Source organism: Nitrosospira sp. Nl5, assembly GCF_900102495.1.
In the GTDB taxonomy this organism is placed as follows: domain Bacteria; phylum Pseudomonadota; class Gammaproteobacteria; order Burkholderiales; family Nitrosomonadaceae; genus Nitrosospira.
This window is the reverse complement of record NZ_FMVQ01000002.1, coordinates 84400-107217: the sequence shown is the minus strand read 5'-3', so window position 1 is coordinate 107217 and position 22818 is coordinate 84400. Positions and strand designations below refer to the sequence as shown.

Sequence of the window (22818 nt, the reverse complement as noted above, 5' to 3'; positions counted from 1 at the left end):
GAGAAAGGATTTCTTCCTCGCAACGCAACGTCCCTGCACTATTTGGAAATAACGATTGGAGGAAAAAAAATTGGCTGGCTTGCCCGAAAATGGGCTGGCGGGCTAAAAGGCCGCTGGAGTAGGAGAACCCAGCGGCAACGGATAAATTTTACATTTGGCTTTGCAGCAGTCCTCAATATCGTCTTTTTGCATCACTTCAGGCAGGCTCTCAGTCAGCGCAATATGTTTCGTCGTCGTGGCGGATGTGTTATCGCCGTTAGTAACCGAACTCTCCTGGCGCGTGCAGTAATTTCTGTAATTAATAATGATAACGATTCTTATTATAATTAATAATAATAAAAAAGCAAGACTTTTTTATTATGGTTGTCACATCCGCGTAACAATATGCAGTCAACGTTTCATATATGAACAACCACGGCCATTATGAACTCGTCTCGCAAAAGCATTAAGACCGCTTTACCCAGGTGCAGCAAAAGAAAAGCTTACGCTGCGTTGTTAAAGGAATTGGTCGCGTTGCATCAGGAATTGATGACAATGGAAAGCGAGTCCACCGAAATATTCCACAAGGTGGACGCGCGTCATCGAGCCAGCGCAGCCAATCTGATTCATTATCTCGGCTTGCGGCGGCGTGATGTACGGCCCTTGCAGGAGAAGCTTGCAGCGGCCGGATTATCCTCCATGGGACGTGCCGAGTCGCACGTCCTGAGCAATCTGGACGCCATGATTGCCCTGTTGCGGTGCGCGCTGGAAAAGCAGCCCCGGCAAGCGTCTCCCTCCCTTATCGACTCTTCCGCACCGGGTCCGGTATTATTGGAGACCAACACCAATAACCTTCTCGGAAAAACCCCGCCGCACAGACGCGGCCGTATTCTGGTCACGTTGCAGAGCGAAGCCGCCGACGACTATTCACTGATCAAGGAAATGCTTCTGCAGGGTATGGATTGCGCCCGCATCAATTGCGCGCATGATGATACCGCCGTCTGGATGCGAATGATCAAGCAAGTCAAGCGCGCCCGCCGTGAAACCGGCCGCCCCTGCCGCATTCTGATGGATCTGGGAGGACCCAGGCTACGTACCGGAGAACTCGCGCCTGGTCCTGCGGTGTTCAAATGGCAGCCGAGACGCAACGCCTACGGCAAGGTGACGGATCCCGTCCGCATCTGGGTATATCCGGAGGATGATGCATCGTCCTGCCCGGCACATGCCCACGTCTGTCTTCCGGTTAAAGGAGATTGGCTGGCGCAGGCGACAGCGCAAGACAGGATCGAATTCAACGATGCCAGGGGAGCATTGCGCAGCCTGCAACTGGTTGGCCAGGTCGGGACCGGCTACTGGGCCGAATCCGGTCAAACCGCTTATGTCAAGCCAGGCTTGAAGCTCTACCTGTTGCGAGTACCCGTTTCCGGGCATGCCCGCGGGGCCGGATATGCGGGCGAGGTAGGTGCCCTGCCTCAGCTGCCGGAAACGATCCGGTTGTTTAAGGGGGATAGGCTGATCGTAACGCGCGCGCCGATTCCCGGACATCCCGCCCAGTTCGACGAGGGCGGACGGTTGCTGCGCGCGGCCAGCATTGCCTGTTCATTGCCGGAGGTCTTTGCCGGGGTTCATTCCGGCGAACGCATCCTGATCGATGACGGCCGCATCGGCGGAGTGATCCGGAGCGCCAATACCGGTGAAATCGTGGTGGAGATCACGCAGGCGCGGGATAGCGGGGAAAAATTACTGCCTGACAAGGGCATCAATTTGCCGGATAGCCAACTCGATCTGGACGGGCTGACAGCTCTCGACATCACGCATCTTGAATTCGTCGCCCGTCATGCGGATATGGTTGGGCTTTCCTTTGTGCGGAGGCCCGCTGATATCGAATTGCTGCAACAGCATCTGGCGCGCCTCAAGGCCGATAAGCTGGGTATTGTGATCAAAATCGAGACCCGTGCCGCTTTCGAGCAGTTGCCGGCGCTGATGTTTACCCTGCTACGTTCACCAATAGTTGGGGTCATGATCGCGCGTGGCGATCTGGCCGTGGAATGCGGTTATGAACGATTGGCGGAATTGCAGGAAGAAATTTTGTGGTTGGCCGAAGCAGCGCATCTTCCGGTAATCTGGGCTACCCAGGTGCTGGAGGGGTTGGCCAAGACCGGTAAGCCGAGCCGTGCCGAAGTCACCGATGCCGCCATGGGCGAGCGGGCCGAATGCGTTATGCTCAACAAGGGCCCGCACATTATCCAGGCTATCCGGATGCTGGACAATATTCTGCAACGCATGCAGGGACACCAGCGGAAAAAGCGTTCGTTATTGCGTCGCCTGCATTGGTAAAAAATAGGCGATAAACATATCGTAAGCCGGAATTTTGCCTGCCCTGCAATTCTACTTATCCGGCCGCAGCACGCCTGAGTTTGAGGTCCAATTTTTGGAACCGCTTTGATATGCTTTCGCCCTCCTTCGGTTTCTCCACATGATATAGCCGGTAGCAAATAGAATAAGGGGTGAAAAACCAATGATCGCTTGTAAGATACGGGTTGGCAATCCACCCATTATCCCGATATGTAAAGGATAAAAAGTATTATAAATGCGGGTTCCTGAAGGAGCCATCAAGGCATTCTCGATAAGCAATATGTCGCCTGTATACTGATCGAAATAGATAAAACTTCGCCCGTTGGGATGAGATTCTTCCGGCATTTTCTTGCGCACGACCAACGGCGCCTGCGGCGTTTGCGGAAAACTGATCCATGTGGTGGGACCTGGCAGCATGCGGTCGGCATGATTCAACAGCTCGTCAAGTGAAAGTCCCGTGCTCCCTGCCACCGGTAAACCGGAAAGAGGCGGTGCCGGTCTTGATGGACTGCCTGTCAGAAAGTTGGTAAGCCCTGCCATAGTATTGTTGAAAACCAGAGAAAGCCCGGTGAAAGCAATAATCAGAAGAAAAAATGCGGTATAGATGCCCAATGCACGATGCATATCAAAGATCAATTTCTTCCATGGCGCGTGCCAATCGATTTTGAAGCCTCGAGAAATCTTTCTTATTCCATTGCGCGGCCACCACAGAAAGAGCCCTGTGACAATCATGCAGATCAATAGCAAAGCGCTAGCGCCAAGGATGTTTTTACCGCGCTCGCCGATCAGAAGTTCGGTATGCAGGAGGGCGATCCATCCCATGAAAGTATCCTCCTGGCGAACTGCGCCAAGCAGTTCGCCACTGTAGGGATCCGCATAAACGAATAAGCCATGTGCGTCATTCATTTTCAGCAGATAGGTCTGCTGCGGGGTGCGCGGCATGCGCACAGAAAGAAGCCTGTCCTGGGGATATGTATGCCTGACCGCATTCAATACCGTCTGTACAGGAGTACGTTCACCATGTCCCGCTGTTTCCATTAATTCGGGATGCGCCAGCGTTTCGATCTCTTCCCGGAAAACGATCATGCTGCCGGTCAATCCGCTAAGCACCAGAAACAGCCCGGCCGCCAGACCGATATAAAGGTGAAAATTGAAGATGACTCTTCGTATTTTCATGAAAATACCCTGGAATAGGCGCTGCATAGCCGGGAAACCCTTCCTGGCCGGAAATTCAAACCCAACTGAACGTTCCACGCTGTAATCAGAATTCGACCCGAGCAAAGACTTTCCCCAGGACAGGCGCGCCAACGCCCAGCAGGCCGTTGCCTGCGGTACTCCAGTAGTTGCTGTTGGTCGCGTTGTCCACTACCGCCTGGATCGTGGTGCGTTTGCCGGCAATGCGAGTCGCATGGCGCGCCCCGAAGGACAGTATCACGTAGTCATCGACGAAGGCCTGGTTTGCACTGTTGACCGGACGTCTGCCCACGTAATACACGCCGCTGCTAAGTGCCAGCCCCGGTATGCTTTGCAGGCGATATTCGGCAAACAGGCTGGCGGTGCGTTCCGGCGTGTTATCGGGTATCTTGTCGAAAGTGTCCGCATTACCCTTATTCAGCTGCCTGGCCTCCATGAACAGGGCTGATGCAATAAGCGACAATTGCTTCGTCACCTCGCCGGAAGCTGCCACTTCCACTCCCCGGTATTGCGCCATGCCATTCAGAACGAATCGATTGGCGGAGTCCACTGTCGTGGATGCGCGTTTAATATCAAAGGCGGCTACCTGCAGCAGTATTCCTTGCGCGAGCATCGCTTTGATACCGATTTCCTTCTGTTTTGACAATGCCGGCGCCAATATCTCGCCATTATTGGCACGGTTGGCCGGCGCCTGCCCACTTTCCTCAACCCCTTCGATATAACTGCCATAGATCGATACGTTGGGAATAGGCTTATACATCAGCGACACCGACGGATTGACGTTATCTGCCTTATAGTGCGTGGTAGCCGCGACACTCTCGTAGAAGCTGCCGCGTACTCCCAGCATGGCTTGCCATTTATCGCCGATCAAAATCCGGTCGGATAAATAGATTCCCATGTCCGTTATCTTCGATGGATTTGGACGGAATGGAACCATGGGAGATTGTCGCGCGATGTCAACCGGGTTGTACAAATTCTGCGACGCATCGAACGTGGATGAGGTACGAGGATCCTGGCTGCGAGAATTGCCCGTGAAGCCCAGTGACACCTCGTGGGTGATCCACTTGCCCGGCAAGCGGCCGAACACCTCGGCGCGAATGTTCTCGTTGTCCCACACCTGGCCGCGGTTGAAGAAAGTGCGCAATGTACCTTGACCTGTAGCGAGATCGTAATTCTGGAACTGGGAGAAGTTGCGGTCCCGTCTGGTTTGTGCCTTGCCGACCTCGAATAACAGCGCCCAATTGTCACTGATTGCGTAATCGGCACGTAACAGCAGATTGGTAGCCTCGGCGTCATATTTCTGCCACTCCCCAGCGAGATTGAGGCGATTGTCCGGCACCTGGGGCAGAGTGATAACGCCATTGACTGCTGCCGGTGCCTGAATCGCCGCCTGCTCGGAGACTTCTTTGCGGTAATGCTCTACATCGAACTTCAAGGAAAGCTTGTCTGTGACCCGCCAGTCGAAAGCCCCCGAGGTAAGCGCACGGTAACCGGAGAAATTGTGAATCCCAATATCTTCGTGGCCGGCGAGTAAATTAATGCGCGCGCCGAATTCCTGCTGGCTGCCGAAGCGCCGGCCGAGATCGATATGCACATTCGTGCCGCCGTAGCTGTTAGCCAATAACGAAAGGTTGGTTATGGGATCCTTGCCGGCGCGTTTGGTTACCAGGTTTACGATTCCGGAGGGCGGCACGAAGCCATAGTATAGTGATGAGGCGCCTTTGAGCACTTCGACACGTTCCTTGTTTTCCATTGGAATATCGATCAGGTTGATAATCGGCAACGATCCGTTAAGCCGGTAATTGCTGCGATTCTCCACCAGAATGCCGCGAATCGAAATATTGTCGTAAGTCGAACCGCTCAATTGAGAACGCGTGACGCCGGCTGTATTACGCAGAGCGCCGAACAGGCCGGTTGTAGCCTGGGCGTCGAGAACCTCCCGTGTCACCACATTACTGGTCTGCGGCACGTCGAGCGGCGCCATATCACGGAATGTCCCGACCTGAACGAAATCGGACTTAAAGCTCCCTGTGCGCTCCCCTGTCACGGTCATGGTGGGGAGTTTTTTACCTGCCTCCGTCTGGCCGAGCGTCTGGGCATCTGACTGAGGAATCCAGGACGCCAGCGAGAGTGCGACAAGCACCGAGTGTAAATTCGTTTTCGTGATGCCTTGCCATACCTGCGGGAGCCAGTCAATCTCACGTTCATAGGGACGCTGCCAAGATTCCACCAAATCAAAGTAATGTTGCATCAGAGCCAAGATGTGTGTGCGTATCCAGGTTGTTGGAAATCGCAGGATATGTAGACCCTTGAGGCGGATGCCCGGCAGAGTGCGGATAAATTCGAATGGGGCGGCGAATCTGGCTGGCTTGCCCAGGATGGGCTGGCGTGCTGACGGTCGATATTTTTCTTCGTCCGGGCGCCTTTCACTTATCACTGAACAGGGATTGCACTATTCAGTGATAATGATTCTTATTATATTTAATCGTGGCGGAAAAGCAAGACCCCCTAGGTGCATTCACGTAGCCAAGCAGGTAACAATAATACCGTGATACTGTGCCATAAATGCCTTAAAGCAAGCCACGGAATGACTCGTAATAGACCGGCAGAAGACTTGTTAGGCAGCGGAGACGATTCTGCGTCGAACCACCGCTGCCATCGTGCCCAGACCTGCCAGCATCATGGTATAGGTCTTTGCTTCAGAAGCCACGGAAATCTGGATCGGATGATCCACATAAATCCGTATCATGCGATCCATATCACTTCCGGTGTGCTGGACGTTTACATAGGCGACATTTGGATTGAACTTGTCGAAATATAAACCCGTCGGCTCGGCATCGATCGTAGCCATTGAAGCCCAACGGCCTATCGATTCAGCGACGCCATCGCGGTTCTCATCCTTTGCAAGCCAGATATCAGCCGAGCCGCCAGGCTGATCTTCAACAATATAGATATTCCCGGCTGCATCGATCGCAATATTGTCTGGCGATTTGAACGCTTCGCCAACAGGGTGACCGGTGGCCTCATCAACAGATGCTGGCGATACGAAGAGTTTTGCGGTGTTGTTATCCAGATTGAAGGAATAGACTTCGTTAGTTTCAGTGGTTGCGACATAAAGGATTTGATTACCGTTGGGAAGTGTCTGAATTTCAATATCCTCCGGCCGCTGATATCCCGTTACAGAAGCGTTCTTGGCGGACGCACGGCCGTCAATCGTGCCATCGGCGTTAAGGACCGAGATATTGGCAAGTGCAGCCCCATTAATGTCCGTAATCGGCGCCCAGGTGATCACACCAGTCGCATTGGCGTTACCGCCGCCGTTAACCCGCATCACAAAGGTCTGGCCGGCGGCGAAGTAGCTGTCTCCGTCCGATGCGTTCGGATTGGCAGAGATATATTTGTAAATACTGCCGCCATTGAACTCATCGATAAAATACAGGTTGTTATTTCTGTCAAACGCCAGGCCTTCGTGAGCCACATGCGGAATAATGGCGCGTTGCACAAAATTCGAGGTTGCCGGACCGCTCGTTGTAATTGGATTGGTGAGTTCGAACAGGCGGCCTTTAGTGCTCCCCGCGCCCCAGGATTCTTCCGCGGTCACGTAGCTTCCCCAAGGGGTCCAGCGCGAGGCGTCGCCCGAGACAAAGTCCAGGGCACCCTCAGCGACGATGGTCACCGAGGCGTTAGTCCGCAAGTCGAAGCGCTTCACGCCGGCGGTAGCCGTTTCAAAAGGACTGAACAGATAACGGCCGGCATCGACGCCCGTTTCGTTGGCGGTAATCATATCCCAGTTATCCCCGCGGCGACGCCCCCTGGTTGGGGTATTGGCATCGAGTGTGAATTGCCTGAACAGCGGACTGGACAGCTGGAATGGTCTTGCTTCCGGCAGCGAACCCGCTGCGACGCTATTGGGCAAGGCGTTGTAATTGTCAAAGTCGGTGCTCGCTCCGGTAGCTTGCGTCGCACTCGCCACGACAAGAAGCGAACTGCAAACTAGGGAGTGCAGGTTTATCTGCGTGGACATCCGTTGCTCCTAAAAATAGGTTTAGCAAGAATGGCGTGCGGAATACCGGTAAACCGGGCCTGGTCACAAATGTCTACCATGGCGAATTGCGAATGCTCTCGGGCGGGATTCACCGCGCGTGATCTTGCAGCACGAGTGAAATATAAGGTGCAAATATGACGCGCCCGTTGCGGGCCGTTTAATTATTTGTGACGCGATTTTAATTTCATCAACGCTAAGGGCCTCTGAATAAGACCTCTCTTGGAGCCAACTCGGGGCCCTTGCTCAGCGCTTGCTGAACGCCTGTGCGCGCAAGGATGGAAAGGAACTGCGGGACTGAAAACCTCACCGGCCATCGTGGTAGACTTTCTTTCATAATCTCCCCCTTACTATTCCTTGCTTTTTCAACTCCGTCATCTATAGTTAATTCCGGTTCACCAGCTTTTTCGCTCTTTATGCGTAACATGCCTTTTAATTGACGTCCGCCGTGTGACGATTTTTTCTGCGAAAGAGCATCCAAATAACCAGAGAAAGACAGGAATAACTGTCCGGATGGTCGGGGTACTTAAATATTTTGGGAAATGATAGGGAGGATTAGTTATGGAAGGATTTACACAAGCTAACCTGTTTGAACTTAGCCAAGGCGCCATCCAGGTAACTTATTCCAGCACAAGTATTTTAGGAGGCCCGATTTTCAGCTATCGCGATGGGCAACTCAGCCGTTCCTTCAGAGGTGAAGAAGTTCGCCTTCTGGATACTGAAATCGGTCAGTTGATCACGGTAACGCTGGAAACAATTCCAGACCTTCGGACTGTCACTTTTTCTTTGGTTCTGCCTATTGTTACGGTGATACCTCAGTCTAGCGGCACTTGTATCAAGGTTCCCGGAATCACGACCACTGCCCCAACTACGATTGCAGGGCCGCCGCCAGGCCCGCAGCAACTTTATTCCATTGTCAATCTCAGTGGAACGGCACAGTTTATCGTGTCCTGAGGAGCCTGAAAAACAGGGACTTGCGGCATTGTAACCTGTCATTGCCCCCTGGCGTTGCGACAAGGGTAGTAGGCCGGCGCATTCATGTTCCGGCGCAACGCGCACCTGTCAGCGTGAGGCGCCGCCGTTTCACCAGCTCCGCGATTGACGACATTGGGATAAAATGAGATATGACTACACCGCTTTGCGAAAGGTCAGGTTAATCCGATGCGTACCTGTTAACGGATGATGACCTTCCTTGAGCGGCAAAACGCCATGATAGTGCAGCCTCGACGGCCCGCCCCATACCATGACGTCGCCATGCATCAGTTGCACTCGCACCGGCTTGTCCTCCCGACGCAACGCGCCCCACAGAAAAACAGCCGGAATCCCGAGTGAAACCGAAACGATAGGCGCGCTGAAGCCACGCTCATTTTTATCCTGGTGCAACGACAGCCGTGTGCCTGGATCATACCGGTTAACGAGGCACGCATTGGGCTTGAAATCCTCGAAACCTGCAGTTGCCGCGGCGTCCTGCGCCAATTTCAGGAAAACGTCGGGCATGGAAGGCCAGAGCTTGCCGCTTTTCGGATCTATCGCATCATATCGATACCCTGTGCGATCCGCTACCCAGCCATAAGAACCGCAATTTGTCATTGCCACAGACATGCGGAAACCACCCGGCGTAACCAGGTGGCGGAGCGGAGCGGCGCTTAAAATGGGGCCAAGCGCCGCGAAAATAGCGGTTTCGTCCGGTACGGCAAAACCCCGCAACACGAACGCGCCAGGGGACAACTGCTCCTGCCGTGCCTGGCATTGCGCTGTGTCTTCGAATAGATTCAATGTCATCATTGTCCATCCACTCTCACGTTGCATCATGAAAAATAATACCTGCCGTGTAGCGATGTCCCGAGCGCAGACGGCTTACGCCGTGTCGAAGATTAGCACGATACACTCCCCGCGTGCCTTGCACCGGTCGATGGCGTACCGCAAACGCAACGGCGTCTCCCTGCCTAAGCGGAACGACTTCCGGCCGTGACTGCATGCGTGGCCGTTGCTCGATCAATACGAATTCGCCGCCCGTGAAATCCCGTCCCGGCTTGGAGAGCAGGATTGTGACTTGAATCGGAAATATATGCTCGCCGTACAGATCTTGGTGCAAGCAATTGTAGTCGCCGGATTCATATCGTAATAGCAGAGGAGTCGGGCGAAGCTGGCCGGCTTCATGGCAGCGCGCAATGAAATCGGCGTGCTTCGCAGGATAGCGGACGTCGATATTCATTGCCGCACTCCAGCGATTGGCAATTGGCGCCAAATGCGGATACATCGATGTCCGCAGCCTGGAAATGATGCCGGGAAGCGGGTAGCTGAAATATTTGTACTCGCCACGGCCGAAGCCGTGGCGGCCCATCACGACCCGGCTGCGGAAAATATGGTCCTCGACGTATAGTCCGGCCACTGCGTCGCATTCGTTGGGCGTAATAAGACGCTCGATTACCGCGCTTCCTTGCGCATCCAGATCATTGGATATCCGCTCCCAATCCACTGCTCTTACCCGATGGGCAACGTCCTTGACGGCGACCATCGCTGGAGCTTCTTTAACCAGTGGCCTCATGGGCATGTCTTCCTTCTTCTTTTTGCAGCAGGGCGCGCTTGCGTTCCACGCCCCAACGATACCCGGATAGTGCACCGTCGTTGCGCACCACCCGATGGCAGGGAATAGCAACCGCCAGCGCGTTTGCGGCACATGCCTGTGCCACCGCCCGCACCGCCTTTGGTGAACCGATACGCTTCGCAATGTCAATATAGCTTGCGGTCTGACCCACCGGAATTTCGCGCAAGGCCTGCCATACACGCTGCTGAAACGCGGTGCCGCGTACGTCCAGCGGCAGGTCCAGGCCGATACCCGGCGCTTCGATAAAGCCGACTACCTTGGCAACCAGCAGTTCGAAATCCTCATCGCCACCGATCAGGTTGGCGCGGGGAAAACTATCCTGCAGATCTCGTGCCAGCTGGTCGGGATCGCCGCCCAGAAGAATGGCGCAAATGCCTCGCTGGCTCTGAGCGACAAGGATTGATCCCAGGGAAGATTCGCCAATGGCAAAGCGGATTTCGGTATCGGTACCGCCGGCGCGATAATTGCTCGGCGTCATGCCCAGAACCTTGTTCGACTTTTCGTAGAAACGGCTGTTGGAGTTGTAGCCGGCGTCAAAAATGGCATCGGCCACGGTACCGCCGGCGCCGCTGTAGCCAAGTTCATTACGCACCCGCCTCTCACGCTGTGCTGCCGCATATTGTCGAGGGGTGAGGCCGGTGACTTGCTTGAAGACCCGATGGAAATGATAAGGACTTACACCCACCCGCTTTGCCAGGTCTTCCAGCACTGGAACCGTCTCCGCTTCTTCGATAATACGGCAGGCCTGCGTAACTTTGACTGCGTGTTGTTCAGCCAGAGAGGGTCGGTCCGGCTGGCAGCGTTTGCAGGGTCTGAAGCCAGCCTTTTCGGCTTCTTCGCGTGTCGGGTAAAAATTGATATTCTCCGCTCGTGCCAGGCGCGCTGGGCAAGAGGGGCGACAGTACACACCCGTGGTTCTCACCGAGTAATAAAAGCTTCCGTCAGCTTCCGTGTTACGCATAGCCATCAAGGACCAGCGGGGATCATTGATCGTATTGGCTGCCAATTGTGCTTTTTTTGTTAATGTTTTCACGATGCGCTCCTTTATAGTCAGCATGATGGTGGGATGGCTTCTAATTTACCCACGTCAGCAAACTATCGCACTCCGAGTCTTGCTTTCAAATTCGATTGTTTATTAGGTTATTGTGGCGTCAGCATAAATAATGCTGACGCCTTCTTCATGCCACATCCAGAACAATCCGATAGCGTGCCTTGCCGGCGGCGAGATGCTCAATCGCGTCATTCACCTTGCTCAAGGGAAAGTGCTCGACCTGCGGCGCAATATTATGGCGCGCGGCAAAATCTAGCATGGCCGAGATTGCCTGGGGTCCGCCCGTTGGCGATCCTGAAATGCTTTTCTGTCCCATAATCAGGTCGAAAGCAGAAATTGGCATTGGTTCAAGGACTGCCCCGACAACATGCATACGCCCATTTGGTTTCAGCGTCTTGAGCAGCGCAGTCCAGTCGAGCGGCGTATTGACGGTAACAAGCAGGAAATCAAGCGAATTGGCCGCCGCGAGAATTTCAGCACTGTTGCGGCTTGACACAACACGGTGAGCCCCCAATCTCCGCAACTCCTCGGCCTTCGACATATTGGATGTGAAGGCCGTCACCTCGCAACCCCAGGCATTGGAGAATTTAAGGGCGAGGTGGCCCAAGCCGCCGATGCCCACAACTCCAACGCGTTCTGTCGGCTTCACTCCCAACCTGAACAGGGGGGCAAACACCGTAATGCCGCCACAAAGCAGCGGACCTGCGGAGGAAATATCGAGCGCATCGGGCAAGGGAATCGCCCATGCCCAATGTGCCCTCAGCCTGTCGGCGAAACCGCCGTAATGTCCGATAATAGTCGCTTCTACATCCGGGCAAAGATTGTGATTACCCGTCATGCACTGAGGACAGTGCATGCAGCTATCAACGCTCCAACCAACACCGACGCGCTGGCCGATCTGCAATCCCTTGACGTTATCGCCTGCCGCAACGACCTGCCCTACCGCCTCATGTCCCGGGACGACAGGATATTGGGACAAACCCCAATCATTGTTAAGAATCGAAAGATCGGAATGGCAAAGGCCGCAATACTCGATGGCAATCTCCACCTCCTCCGAACCAAGCGGGCCTGGATCGTAGCTAAACGGCTCCAGCTTCTGTTTTGCGCCGGAAGCGGCCCATCCGTGAATTTTATTCATTTGCTCCTCCCATTCAGTAGGAAAAATTCGTCTTCGCTGTAACCATTACCGATATGAACATACCCTGCCCTTTGACTAGCAAGAAAATATCCGCTTGCATGTATCGCAGTAGCGATTGATATTTATAGCCATCTTACATCCTACTCTTTCCGCATTACGTCAGGTTGTATGCGGCAACAGGCATTCATCAAGAGCTTTGCCGAACAATACGCAATTCCGCTTCTCGCCTGAGTAACTCTCAGGTCGCGCGTTGCAAACATTCGCTTACTTTTTGCGCCGAAGCGGGTTGAGCAAAAGTCTTGCTCTGACACGGCCCCGAGTATGTAGAGCGGCGAGCCGCAGTCCATTTCTCCAATTGACGAAGAATAACCGTGCTTTTATGCCTGCCGCTCCGTACCTTGCTTTTCATATTTGAAAACGTAGATACCGGACGGCTTCAATAGAATTGCCGAGCGGACCAGTGATATCATTCACCGCTGTCCATCCTGGCCTTGCCTCGCTGGTTTCCGCTTCTGCACATTCTCCTGCCGTGCTGCGGTGCAGTTGGGTACGCCCATTGGAATACTAAAAAAATAAATATGCCTCTATACGGTTTTATCAGGATGGGCGGAGTGAAGCGCAACCCATTCTTTGATTATTTCCACACCTCGGCAAACCGCACCGGCATCCGAATCCTGGTTCGATGTGTCGTTTTGCATCGGGCATAGATCCAAGAATAAAGAAAAACGTTTTATGACAGATACAAAAGCGCAGGCTAACATATATCAATCCGCCATGGACCATCTCTCGCTGATCGACGAGGACTGGGCACGGCTGATAGCGCTTGTAGGATCTTGCACGCACCGGCCGGCGCCAGCGCGCGCGCCTTACGAGGCGTTGATCAGAGCTGTTGCCTACCAGCAACTCCACGCACGCGCGGCTGATGCGATTATTGCCAGGTTCCTGCGCATGTATCCCCTGCACCACTTTCCGGATCCGAATCAAATATTGACCACGGCGTTCGATGATTTCCGCGCCTGCGGCTTTTCTGCACGCAAGATCGACACAATCAGAAGCATTGCGGAAGGCGCGTTGAGCGGTCTTGTGCCGCCGCGGGATATCGCGAATAGAATGCCGGACGATGAACTGATTGCCCGGCTTATCGAGCTGCCTGGCGTTGGCCGCTGGACGGTCGAAATGCTGCTCATCTATACGCTCGAACGCATCGACGTTATGCCAGCTGACGATTTTGGCGTACGTGAAGGATACCGCTTCCTGAAATCCTTGAATGCTGTCCCCGGCCGTAAAGAGCTGGAAAATGTGGGCCTGCTTTGCAGCCCTTATCGAACAGTAGCCGCCTGGTATTTATGGAGAGTTCCATCGTTGCCCGGCTACACGAAGAAGTAACAGGTTTTTTTTGTGGCGATCTTTTTTGACTGGAGAAAGCAAGGTGCTGTTTGACCGTGTCAAATCCCTGGATCACATACTTGAGTCAGCCAGGGCGAAAGGGCTCAAGCGTCAACTCGGGGCATTTGACCTGACCATGCTTGGCATCGGAGCCATTATCGGCACCGGGATTTTCGTACTGACATCGGTTGCCGCCGAGAAGGCCGGACCAGGCATGATGTATTCTTTTGTCATTGCCGGTTTTGTTTGCGCCCTGGCGGCGCTGGTGTATTCCGAAATTGCCGCAATCGTCCCGGTGGCGGGATCCGCCTATACCTATTCGTACGCGGTATTTGGTGAACTGATCGCCTGGATGGTGGGCTGGGCGCTTATCCTGGAGTATGCCGTCGCAGCCGCCGCGGTGGCCGTCGGCTGGTCCGGCTACATTAATGGTTTCCTGCATGAGATCGGCTACGGCCTGCCCCTTGCGTTGACTGCGGGTCCACGCGACACAATCGTCCTGCCGGATGGCACAACGTCCGCGGGAGGCTTCAACCTATTGGCGTTCCTGGTTTCGCTCTTCGTCACTTTTCTGCTGATCATAGGCACCTCGAAAAGCGCCAGATTCACCGCACTTCTGGTCATCGTTAAAATCGTCGCGCTTTCGGTATTCATCGTTCTCGTCCTACCCACCGTCAACGCGGTCAATTTTGAACCCATGCTGCCCAATGGCTGGGGTACGCCCACCTCGGGGATTGGGGTATTAGGCGCGGCCGCCTCCATCTTTTTTGCCTATATTGGGTTCGATGCAGTCTCGACGGCTGCCGAAGAAACCAGAAACCCCAACCGGAATGTACCGATTGGCCTGATAGGCTCATTGGGAATCTGCACAATTTTCTACCTGATCGTCGCCTATGCCGCGGTCGGCGCTGTTGGCGCCCAACCCGGAGGGGAGCTATCGCAATCCAAAGAGCCGCTCGCTTTTGTGCTGCGCGCGGTCGGGTACCCTGCTATCGGCAATTGGGTAGCTTCCGCCGCGATCATCGCCCTCCCCTCCGTGGTTTTAATGATGATTTACGGGCAAACCCGCGTCTTGTTCACCATGTCGCGCGATGGCCTCCTGCCGAAATCCCTATCGCACATACATGTCCGTTTTCACACGCCATACGTGGTCACCTTGATCACGGGTCTTGCCGTGGCCTTATTCGCCGCGATGTTCCCGGTCGCGATGCTGGCAGATGTTTCCAACTCCGGCACATTGTTTGCATTCTTCATGGTGGCTCTGAGCGTAATGGTTTTGCGCCGCCGTGAGCCCGCGCGGCATCGCCCTTTCAGGACGCCCATGCTCTGGATGGTGGGCCCGCTGGCAATGGCAGGTTGCGCCCTGCTGTTCATCAGCCTGGGGTGGGACACAATTCGGTTGTTTCTGTACTGGGCGATAATCGGCCTGGTTGTTTATTTTGGTTATGCTCGCAAGCATAGCCTGGTCGGAAAAGAACTCGCGGGTGATTGATTCAGGTACTACAAATCCCCGCAGCCCGCGGTATCTGGCCTTCTGCAATACCTGATAAACCTTCTCCCCGGCTCCGAAGCTATTTGCAATGCTTGATCAATAGTTGGGCGCCAGGACGCGTCCACTACGCGCCGCGCCGGCGACCGGTGCGGCCCTTACTACTCAATGCAGGATAGACCAGGCAGCATATCGAGAAACGAGTACGTAAGCTCCCACTCCCTCCCACTCCTAAAGAAAACACCCGTACTGCCGATAATAATTTATCCCTACTGAAATCTTTATCGGAATTCACATGCACAGCACCTACAACTTATGGCTCGTGTCGCTGTCGCTTGTGGTGGCTACGCTCGCCTCCTATACCGCGCTTGAACTGTCCGCCCATATTTCCGTATTGACCCGGGACAAGCTTCGCCACGCATGGCTCGCAGGGGGCGCAACAGCAATGGGCATCGGCATCTGGTCGATGCATTTCATCGGAATGCTCGCCTTCTCGCTACCGATCCCGCTCGGCTACGATTTGTCCACTACCGGCTACTCACTCGTGATCGCCATACTGCTCTCCTATTTTGTGCTGTATATCGTCACGCGCGCAAAACTGACACTTCCGCATATCATCGCGGGAGGTACCCTGATGGGTTTTGGCATCGCCGGTATGCATTACGTCGGCATGGCAGCCATGCGGATACATCCCGGCATTCACTATGACCCTGCACTGTTCGTCATTTCGATTGTCATCGCCGTCGCCGCGGCGATTGCCGCACTGTGGATTGCGCAAATGCTCTGTGATGAAAAGCAGAAGCGTGTGATCGCCAAGCGCATCGGCGCCGCTTTCGTGATGGGTATCGCGATTACCGGTATGCACTATACCGGGATGGCCGCCGCGCATTTCCCGTTGGGCTCGGTAAGCGGCGCAGCCAACGCCATCAATTCGGATTGGCTCGCGACCGCAATCATCCTGCTCACGTTCGCGATCCTGATCGTTACGCTCATGTTGTCGCGCTCCGATGCGGTATCTCAACTCAACGGCCAGATTTTGCGCTTGGCGGCGTTCGACACGTTAACGGATCTGCCGAACCGCTGGACCCTTATGGAACAGATCGAACGCGCGATTCACGCACCCAGGCACCACCCAAACATATTTGCCGTTCTGTTCATGGATCTCGACGGGTTCAAGGTCATCAATGACTCACTTGGGCATTCGGCCGGTGATGAAGTCCTGAAAGCATTCGCGCTCAGATTGCTGCATTGCGTGCGTAGTGGCGACATGGTAGCGCGGTTGGGTGGCGACGAATTCGTCGTATTGCTCGAAAATCTTGCGTCGGCCAACGACGCCGCGAAAATGGCGGAAAGCGTACTCAATCGCATGCGCCAGGGCGAATGGGCCGATAGCCAACCACTGCAAGTGATGCCGAGCATCGGTATTTCCCTTTTCCCTCAAGACGGCGATACGGTCGAAGTGCTGCTTAAGCACGCGGACGCTGCAATGTATGAAGCAAAACGCCGGGGACGCGGCACGTACCGCTTTTTCGAGGCGAGCATGAATGAGGCGGCTATCCGCACTTTACAGATTCAACAGGCCTTGCACGAAGCACTCGGAGCCGACTATTTTTCCGTGTATTTCCAACCAAAATTCCGTGGCGATAATGGCAGACTGGCTGGTGCCGAGGCACTGCTCCGCCTGAGCCATCCACAATTCGGATCCTTCCCGCCGATGGAGTTCATCCCTATCGCCGAACGCTCCGGACAGATTGTTCAGATAGGGTACTGGGCCGTGCGCGAAACATGCAGGCAAATGCGCCGCTGGCATGAAAGTGGTCTGCCAGCGATCAAGGTGGCGATCAATTTATCTCCCCGGCAATTAGCGCAACCGGATCTCGTCCCGACAATATTGGAGATCGTCCAATCCGAACACATCCCGTGCGAACACATCATGTTCGAAATTACCGAGACTGTGGCGATGCAAGACGCACCAAAAACGACCAAGATGATCCGCGAGTTCCAGGAAAGCAACTTCGAAATCGCAATCGACGACTTCGGGACCGGCTATTCAAGTCTTGCCTACTTGCAGCGCTTTCGTGCCAGGCAATTGAAGATAGACCGGTTCTTCACCAATGGCCTGGATGAATATGGTCGCGAAGGCAGCGCCATCGTCTCTGCGATTATTAAACTCGCGCATTCCCTGGAGATGGACGTAGTGGCTGAAGGCGTCGAAACCGATTCGCAACTCGCCAAATTGAAAAACATGATGTGTGACGAGATGCAGGGGTTCCTGCTCGGAAAACCTATGACGTCAGATGCGTTTGGCGAGTTGCTGCAGCGCACCCTGTCCCATGACAAACGGGCCCCGAAGATCAGGACTGTTGCCTCGCAACCGAGGTAAGCTTGGGATGAATACTCTGGCATAGAAACGATTTTATGTTCTTAGCATTGATCCGCTGAGTCAGATCAAACGGCTCTGGAATCCGTCAATTCAGTTATAACCATATTAAATGTAAGGAATAATGGGAAACTTACTTCTTTAGAAATATAACATCGGCATTGAACTCATGTATATAATTAATAGTCGTATGATTCTTGAGATTGTAAAGCCGCTTTGGTGAAGCTGTTCTACGGCTTCACCAAAGCGGCGGCATCCAACCCCTGGTTGGATGCCGCCAATAAGCGAGGTAGCACAATCTTGAGAGAGTACTTTTTTTATCTATTCGACTAACTTTTATGGAGGGATTTATGAAAAATAGCACGCTCATGCTCGCGGTTGCCCTGGTTGCTCCCATGTTTGTAGCGGTGGCCCAGGCAGCCGCTCCCAGCGATGCGGAAATTGCCGCAATTGTCGTCGCCGCGAATCAGGTCGATATCGACGCCGGCAAACTCGCTGAGTCCAAGGCATCCAACGCGGACGTAAAAGCGTTCGCCCATCGCATGGTCACCGACCATGGCGACGTCAATAAACAGGCGGTGGAACTTGTGACCAAGCTGAAAGTAACGCCTAAGGATAACCCTACCAGTGAGAGCCTGAAGGGGGGCGGCGAGAAAAACATCGCCAATCTTAAGAAATTGAGTGGCGCCGAGTTTGATAAGGCCTATATCGACCATGAAGTAGTCTATCACGAGCAAGTGCTCGACGCGGTGGACAAAACACTTATCCCCAATGCTAAAAATGAAGAGTTGAAGGCTTTGCTGATCAAAGTACGGCCAGCGTTTGTCGCGCATACCGAGCATGCAAAACAAGTAAAAGCATCGCTCGGAAAATAGCACCTTTATCACGTTGCTTGACTAGCTCCCCTGAGCCCGGGCGGTTTTGGGGGGCTGCATGAACCTCTCGCCACCATCTTCCTGTATCTCTCAGATATCTTGTAAGAAATAGCCCCCATAAAAATTTAGGACAATAAGCACATCCCAATCATCTTTTCGCCAAGAGCCATTCTTTGAGTGTGGTTGTACCGGCTGATTTCTCAGAATCCGTTTCCTCCAGTAATCCTGACACGGAATGGTGGAGGAAAACCCCCGTTTATCAAATCTCTCTGCGCGCGTTCTATGACACAAACGGCGACGGCATCGGAGACATCAAAGGTATTATCGAAAAGGCGAAACTGCTGGCGCTGTTTCAGTTTGCATGCAGCGGCATGCCATTCACCGAAATTGGAATACCCGAGTAAGAATTCCGCTGAAGCAAAGAAAAGGCGCTATCGCGATTCAAAATAAATGGCTTCCGCAGTTTCTGGTTGACCGAAATATACAAAACCTCCTCATCCCAGTCCCTCCCAGTCACTTTTTAGGATTGATTCTTCAAGTCGGCTATTAGTCTGCCGTTATGAAGTACATATGAATCGCCCTGAAAAAGATAGCTCGCATAAAAATTTAACGCAATATCCCATCTCCCGTTCTTTTCACCCTCCACTGCCCCTCTGCCATGGCCGCATGCCAACATAATTATTCGAGCTCGGCAGGTAAAACCCTTTCTTCACGCTCCGTGGCTGCCAGCACTCATACTCTCAGTATAATTCGGTACAATCCATATCCTATCCATCGCCGAAAATCTCTCTATTTAGCCAGATGCCGGCCTATCCGGCACAAAGAAACCTGCGGGCCTTATCCATTTACAGTGATAAGTCCGGCCATTCAGGAAAGCCACCACCAAGCGCACCCGCGGGAATTATGTAACGTTGTTTCCTAGGGACCGGCAGCGTAAGGAGCCAACACTGAGACGGGCACAAAATCTTCATTTCTTAAATTAATGGCAAGGGTTCCATGAAAGTCAGTCTGTTTATCAAAGTGTTCACCGCTATTCTGATGCTGCTTCTCTTCGCAATTGGAATAATGGTTTTTCAGGCGTTCCGCATTCAGAATGACATTGCGATCAGCGAGGATCACCGCTATCGCTCCCTGCTGCTTGCCGGAGAATTATTGCAAAGCTCCGAAGACCTTACCCGTATGGCGCGTACATACGTGGCTACGCGGGACCCTGTTTATCAACGCCATTTTTTTGAAATACTCGATATCCGCGAAGGCAGAAAGCCCCGTCCGCAGAACTATACCGCTACGTATTGGCATCTTGTGGATGCGGGTAAGAATCCAGTAGTTGAGCAGGGCCGATCCATCTCTTTGCTGGAGATGATGCATAACGAAGGGTTTAGCGGGCAGGAGGCCATTCTGATGCGGGAAGCGAAAGTGAATTCCGATAGACTGACCCAACTGGAAAAACAAGCATTCGCCGCGGTAGACGGGTTATACGACGATGGTTCAGGCAATTTTATCGTTCGCGGGCCACCCGATCCGGAATTCGCCACAAACCTGTTGTTCGGCGAACGTTATGTCGACGAGAAAGCCAGAATTATGGAGCCGATTCGGCAATTTACAGAATTGCTTGATTTACGGACGCGAACACAGGTAAATGACGGGTTGGCGCGCCTCCAACGCCAGATCCAGTTAGTGATGACACTCATCGTAATCGCCCTGTTAGCTGTTGCGGCTGCCATTTTCTATACACGCCGCGCGATACTGCGACCGCTGGCGCAACTCCAAGACCAGGCGATTCATGTCACACAGGGTAATTATGCCGCCCGCTGCGATATTGATACGAAAAATGAATTGGCTGAACTCGGCATGACATTCAATTCCGTGGCACAGGCAATCGAGCAAGACATCGCTGCGCGTAAACTGGCTGAGGAATCCATGCAGCAGGCCGCCATGGTGTTCGAGAACAGCAGCGAGGCGATGATGGTAACCGATGCCAGCAATATCATCGTAAGCGTTAATCCGGCCTTTACCAACGTGACAGGTTACACGTCCGATGAAATCGTAGGGATGCATCCGGATATTCTCAGCACCGGCCTTCACGACGAGTTTTTTTTCCAAGCGATGCGAACTTCGCTCGAAACCACCGGCTATTGGGAGGGAGAGGTGACAGGCCGGCGCAAGAACAAGGAAATCTATGCCGAATGGCGCAAAGTGAATGCCATTCACAATGATGATGGTTCAGTGCATCGGTGGGTGATCCTGTTTTCTGACATCACCTCGAAAAAAAGATCCGATGAATTGATTTGGGAACAGGCCAATTTTGATTCCCTGACCGGGTTGCCCAACCGCTACATGTTTCATAACCGTCTGAAGCAGGAAATCACGAAAACCAATCGCTCCGGGTCGTCGATAGCCCTGATTCTTCTTGATCTGGACCATTTCAAGGAAGTCAATGACACCTATGGACATAACGTTGGAGATCTCCTGCTCAAGGAAGCGGCATGGCGCCTGAGCAGTTGCGTGCGCGGCGTTGACGTGGTGGCACGCCTGGGAGGCGACGAATTCACCGTAATTCTTGGCGGTCTGAACAATACCATCAGCATTAATCGGGTTGTCCGGGACATTCTTCACAGGATGGCCGAACCGTTCCAGTTAGGAGACAAAGTGGCTTACTTGTCGACCAGTATGGGCATCACGTTTTATCCGCAGGATGCCACAGAGGTGGAAGTGTTAGTGAGAAACTGCGATCAAGCGATGTACGCCGCCAAGAATCAGGGCCGGAACTGTTTCAGCTATTTTACCCGTACCCTGCAGGAAGCGGCGCAAATCCGGATGCGCCTCGCCAGTGACTTGCGCGGCGCTCTCGCCGGCAACCAGTTTCAAGTGCACTATCAGCCTATCGTGGAACTGGCGACCGGCGTTATTCATAAAGCGGAAGCATTGCTGCGCTGGCACCATCCGAAACTTGGCCTGGTGAGTCCCTCGGATTTTATTTCGATTGCCGAGGAGACCAGAATGATCGTCGATATCGGCGACTGGGTATTTCGGAAAGCAGTACAGCAAACGAAGATTTGGCGAACATCGCGTGGTGCTGAATTCCAGATCAGCATCAACACTTCTCCTGTGCAATTCCGCGGTGATGTCAATTTGCATAAAACATGGATCAGCTTCTTGCAGGAGCTGGAATTACCGGGGCAAAGTCTTGTCATCGAGATCACCGAGGGCCTGCTGATGGATGCCAGTCCCGCCGTTACGTCCAAGCTGCTTACCTTCCGGAATGCCGGCATCCAGGTTTCCCTGGACGATTTCGGCACCGGTTATTCCTCTTTGGCCTACCTCAAGAAATATGCCATTGACCTCCTGAAAATAGACCAGTCCTTCGTGCAGAGTCTGGCCCCTGATTCTAACGATTTGGCATTGTGTGAAGCGATCATTGTCATGGCACATAAACTCGGGATCAAAGTAATTGCCGAAGGGATAGAGACAAAAGAACAACAAGACCTGCTTGCCCTGGCCGGATGCGACTATGGGCAAGGCAATATTTTCTCGGAACCCGTGCCGCCGGATGACTTCGAAAGATTGCTGGATAAGCCTCCTGGTGAGATAGCTTACCAACCGCGGCTTCCACTGGAATAGGAAACCAATCCGCTAGTTGACCGCTTCTTTTTCTGATTTAGCAAATTCAATCGTCGAAGCCAGGCGAGAAAGCCGTTAAAATGCCGAAGCATTGCTTTCCGCGCCGCAAGCTAAAGCACCTCAAAATACACGCGGTGGATTTATCGTCAACGGCAAAAGAATTTTCCCAGGAACCGTTACATCACAAAGGAGCCAGCTATGCATATTCATGAACAATTACAGTATAAGTTTATTTCCGCCTTCCTCGCCATCGTCATACTTGCTCCAGAAGTTGCCTGGTCGGATCCAAAGAATGTACCGCTAAAGGTCAGCCTGGTAACCCAGGAACAGGTTGGGTATACGCCGACCTGTCCCTCCAAATTTGGTGGCACTCTTACCGGCACAGGCAAAAGCACGCACATGGGCAAGGTTACGCTCCTGGCTAATGATTGCATTACACCGATGGAGAACGGCTTTACCTTCAAAGGCACGTTCGAGCTCACTGCAGCCAATGGAGATAAACTTACCGGTGGCTACAGCGGCACTTTTACGCCGATCAATAGCGGACCGACGTATTCCCTTTCTGATGCAGAGCTACAGATAACAGGAGGAACGGGCCGCTTCTCCAAAGCGAGCGGGAGCGCGGAACTGGAAGGAACTCAAAACACTCTGACAGGTAAAGGAAAAATGGAAGCGAACGGAACCATTTCCTATTGATGAT

General features: G+C 53.4%; 16 protein-coding genes. 9 read left to right on the top strand and 7 right to left on the bottom strand.

The genetic code is table 11. From position 1 onward, the window contains the following. Positions 1-423 precede the first annotated feature (423 nt). Entirely contained in the window at positions 424-2316 is a 1893-nt protein-coding gene (locus BLP45_RS02815; protein ID WP_090369596.1) for a pyruvate kinase, read from the top strand. 51 nt (positions 2317-2367) lie between these two features. Here the strand turns inward: BLP45_RS02815 and BLP45_RS02810 are convergent, their stop codons facing one another. The 3 genes from BLP45_RS02810 to BLP45_RS02800 form a co-directional block, all read right to left on the bottom strand. Then, the gene (locus BLP45_RS02810) at positions 2368-3510 is read right to left on the bottom strand and encodes a PepSY-associated TM helix domain-containing protein (RefSeq protein WP_090370019.1); all 1143 of its coding nucleotides are present in this window, start codon (positions 3508-3510) and stop codon (positions 2368-2370) included. An 85-nt stretch (positions 3511-3595) separates the two neighbouring features. Further along, positions 3596-5779: a TonB-dependent siderophore receptor gene (locus BLP45_RS02805; RefSeq protein ID WP_090370017.1), complete on the bottom strand. Its 2184-nt coding sequence runs from the start codon at positions 5777-5779 to the stop codon at positions 3596-3598. Between the two features lie 366 nt (positions 5780-6145). Continuing rightward, positions 6146-7552, bottom strand: coding sequence for an alkaline phosphatase PhoX (locus BLP45_RS02800; protein WP_090369594.1), 1407 nt, complete (start codon positions 7550-7552; stop codon positions 6146-6148). A 579-nt stretch (positions 7553-8131) separates the two neighbouring features. Here BLP45_RS02800 and BLP45_RS02790 point away from each other — a divergent pair. After that, a complete protein-coding gene (locus BLP45_RS02790) occupies positions 8132-8524 on the top strand; it encodes a hypothetical protein (protein WP_090369591.1) in 393 nt (130 codons plus the stop codon). Positions 8525-8698: 174 nt separating this feature from the next. On the opposite strand, the gene alkB is transcribed toward BLP45_RS02790, so the two are convergent. The 4 genes from alkB to BLP45_RS02770 form a co-directional block, all read right to left on the bottom strand. Beyond that, on the bottom strand, positions 8699-9346 hold the full coding sequence (gene alkB / locus BLP45_RS02785; RefSeq protein ID WP_256327671.1) for a DNA oxidative demethylase AlkB: 648 nt from the start codon (positions 9344-9346) through the stop codon (positions 8699-8701). 22 nt (positions 9347-9368) lie between these two features. Continuing rightward, complete coding sequence (locus BLP45_RS02780) at positions 9369-10124, bottom strand: 2OG-Fe(II) oxygenase (RefSeq protein ID WP_090370014.1); 756 nt, start codon at positions 10122-10124, stop codon at positions 9369-9371. After that, on the bottom strand, positions 10102-11214 hold the full coding sequence (gene ada, locus BLP45_RS02775) for a bifunctional DNA-binding transcriptional regulator/O6-methylguanine-DNA methyltransferase Ada (RefSeq protein WP_256327670.1): 1113 nt from the start codon (positions 11212-11214) through the stop codon (positions 10102-10104). Before ada ends, BLP45_RS02780 begins: the two co-directional genes overlap by 23 nt. A gap of 142 nt (positions 11215-11356) precedes the next feature. Continuing rightward, a complete protein-coding gene (locus BLP45_RS02770; protein ID WP_090369588.1) occupies positions 11357-12367 on the bottom strand; it encodes an NADPH-dependent aldehyde reductase Ahr in 1011 nt (336 codons plus the stop codon). A 732-nt stretch (positions 12368-13099) separates the two neighbouring features. Here BLP45_RS02770 and BLP45_RS02765 point away from each other — a divergent pair. The 7 genes from BLP45_RS02765 to BLP45_RS02735 all read left to right on the top strand — a co-directional run bounded on the left by BLP45_RS02765 (position 13100) and on the right by BLP45_RS02735 (position 22814). Then, complete coding sequence (locus BLP45_RS02765; protein WP_090370012.1) at positions 13100-13753, top strand: DNA-3-methyladenine glycosylase family protein; 654 nt, start codon at positions 13100-13102, stop codon at positions 13751-13753. Positions 13754-13778: 25 nt separating this feature from the next. Further along, positions 13779-15245, top strand: a complete 1467-nt coding sequence (locus BLP45_RS02760; protein WP_256327646.1) for an amino acid permease — start codon at positions 13779-13781, stop codon at positions 15243-15245. Between the two features lie 292 nt (positions 15246-15537). Next, on the top strand, positions 15538-17625 hold the full coding sequence (locus BLP45_RS02755; RefSeq protein ID WP_090369583.1) for a putative bifunctional diguanylate cyclase/phosphodiesterase: 2088 nt from the start codon (positions 15538-15540) through the stop codon (positions 17623-17625). A gap of 347 nt (positions 17626-17972) precedes the next feature. Further along, positions 17973-18497: a DUF4142 domain-containing protein gene (locus BLP45_RS02750; RefSeq protein WP_090369581.1), complete on the top strand. Its 525-nt coding sequence runs from the start codon at positions 17973-17975 to the stop codon at positions 18495-18497. A 173-nt stretch (positions 18498-18670) separates the two neighbouring features. After that, positions 18671-18901 (top strand): hypothetical protein, encoded by a 231-nt coding sequence (locus tag BLP45_RS02745; protein WP_090369579.1) that lies wholly within the window; start codon positions 18671-18673, stop codon positions 18899-18901. Between the two features lie 592 nt (positions 18902-19493). Beyond that, a complete protein-coding gene (locus BLP45_RS02740) occupies positions 19494-22118 on the top strand; it encodes a putative bifunctional diguanylate cyclase/phosphodiesterase (RefSeq protein ID WP_176754639.1) in 2625 nt (874 codons plus the stop codon). Positions 22119-22316: 198 nt separating this feature from the next. Beyond that, positions 22317-22814 carry a hypothetical protein gene (locus BLP45_RS02735; protein WP_090369576.1) on the top strand — a complete coding sequence of 166 codons (498 nt, stop codon included), beginning with the start codon at positions 22317-22319 and terminating at the stop codon, positions 22812-22814. The last annotated feature ends 4 nt before the right edge of the window (positions 22815-22818 follow it).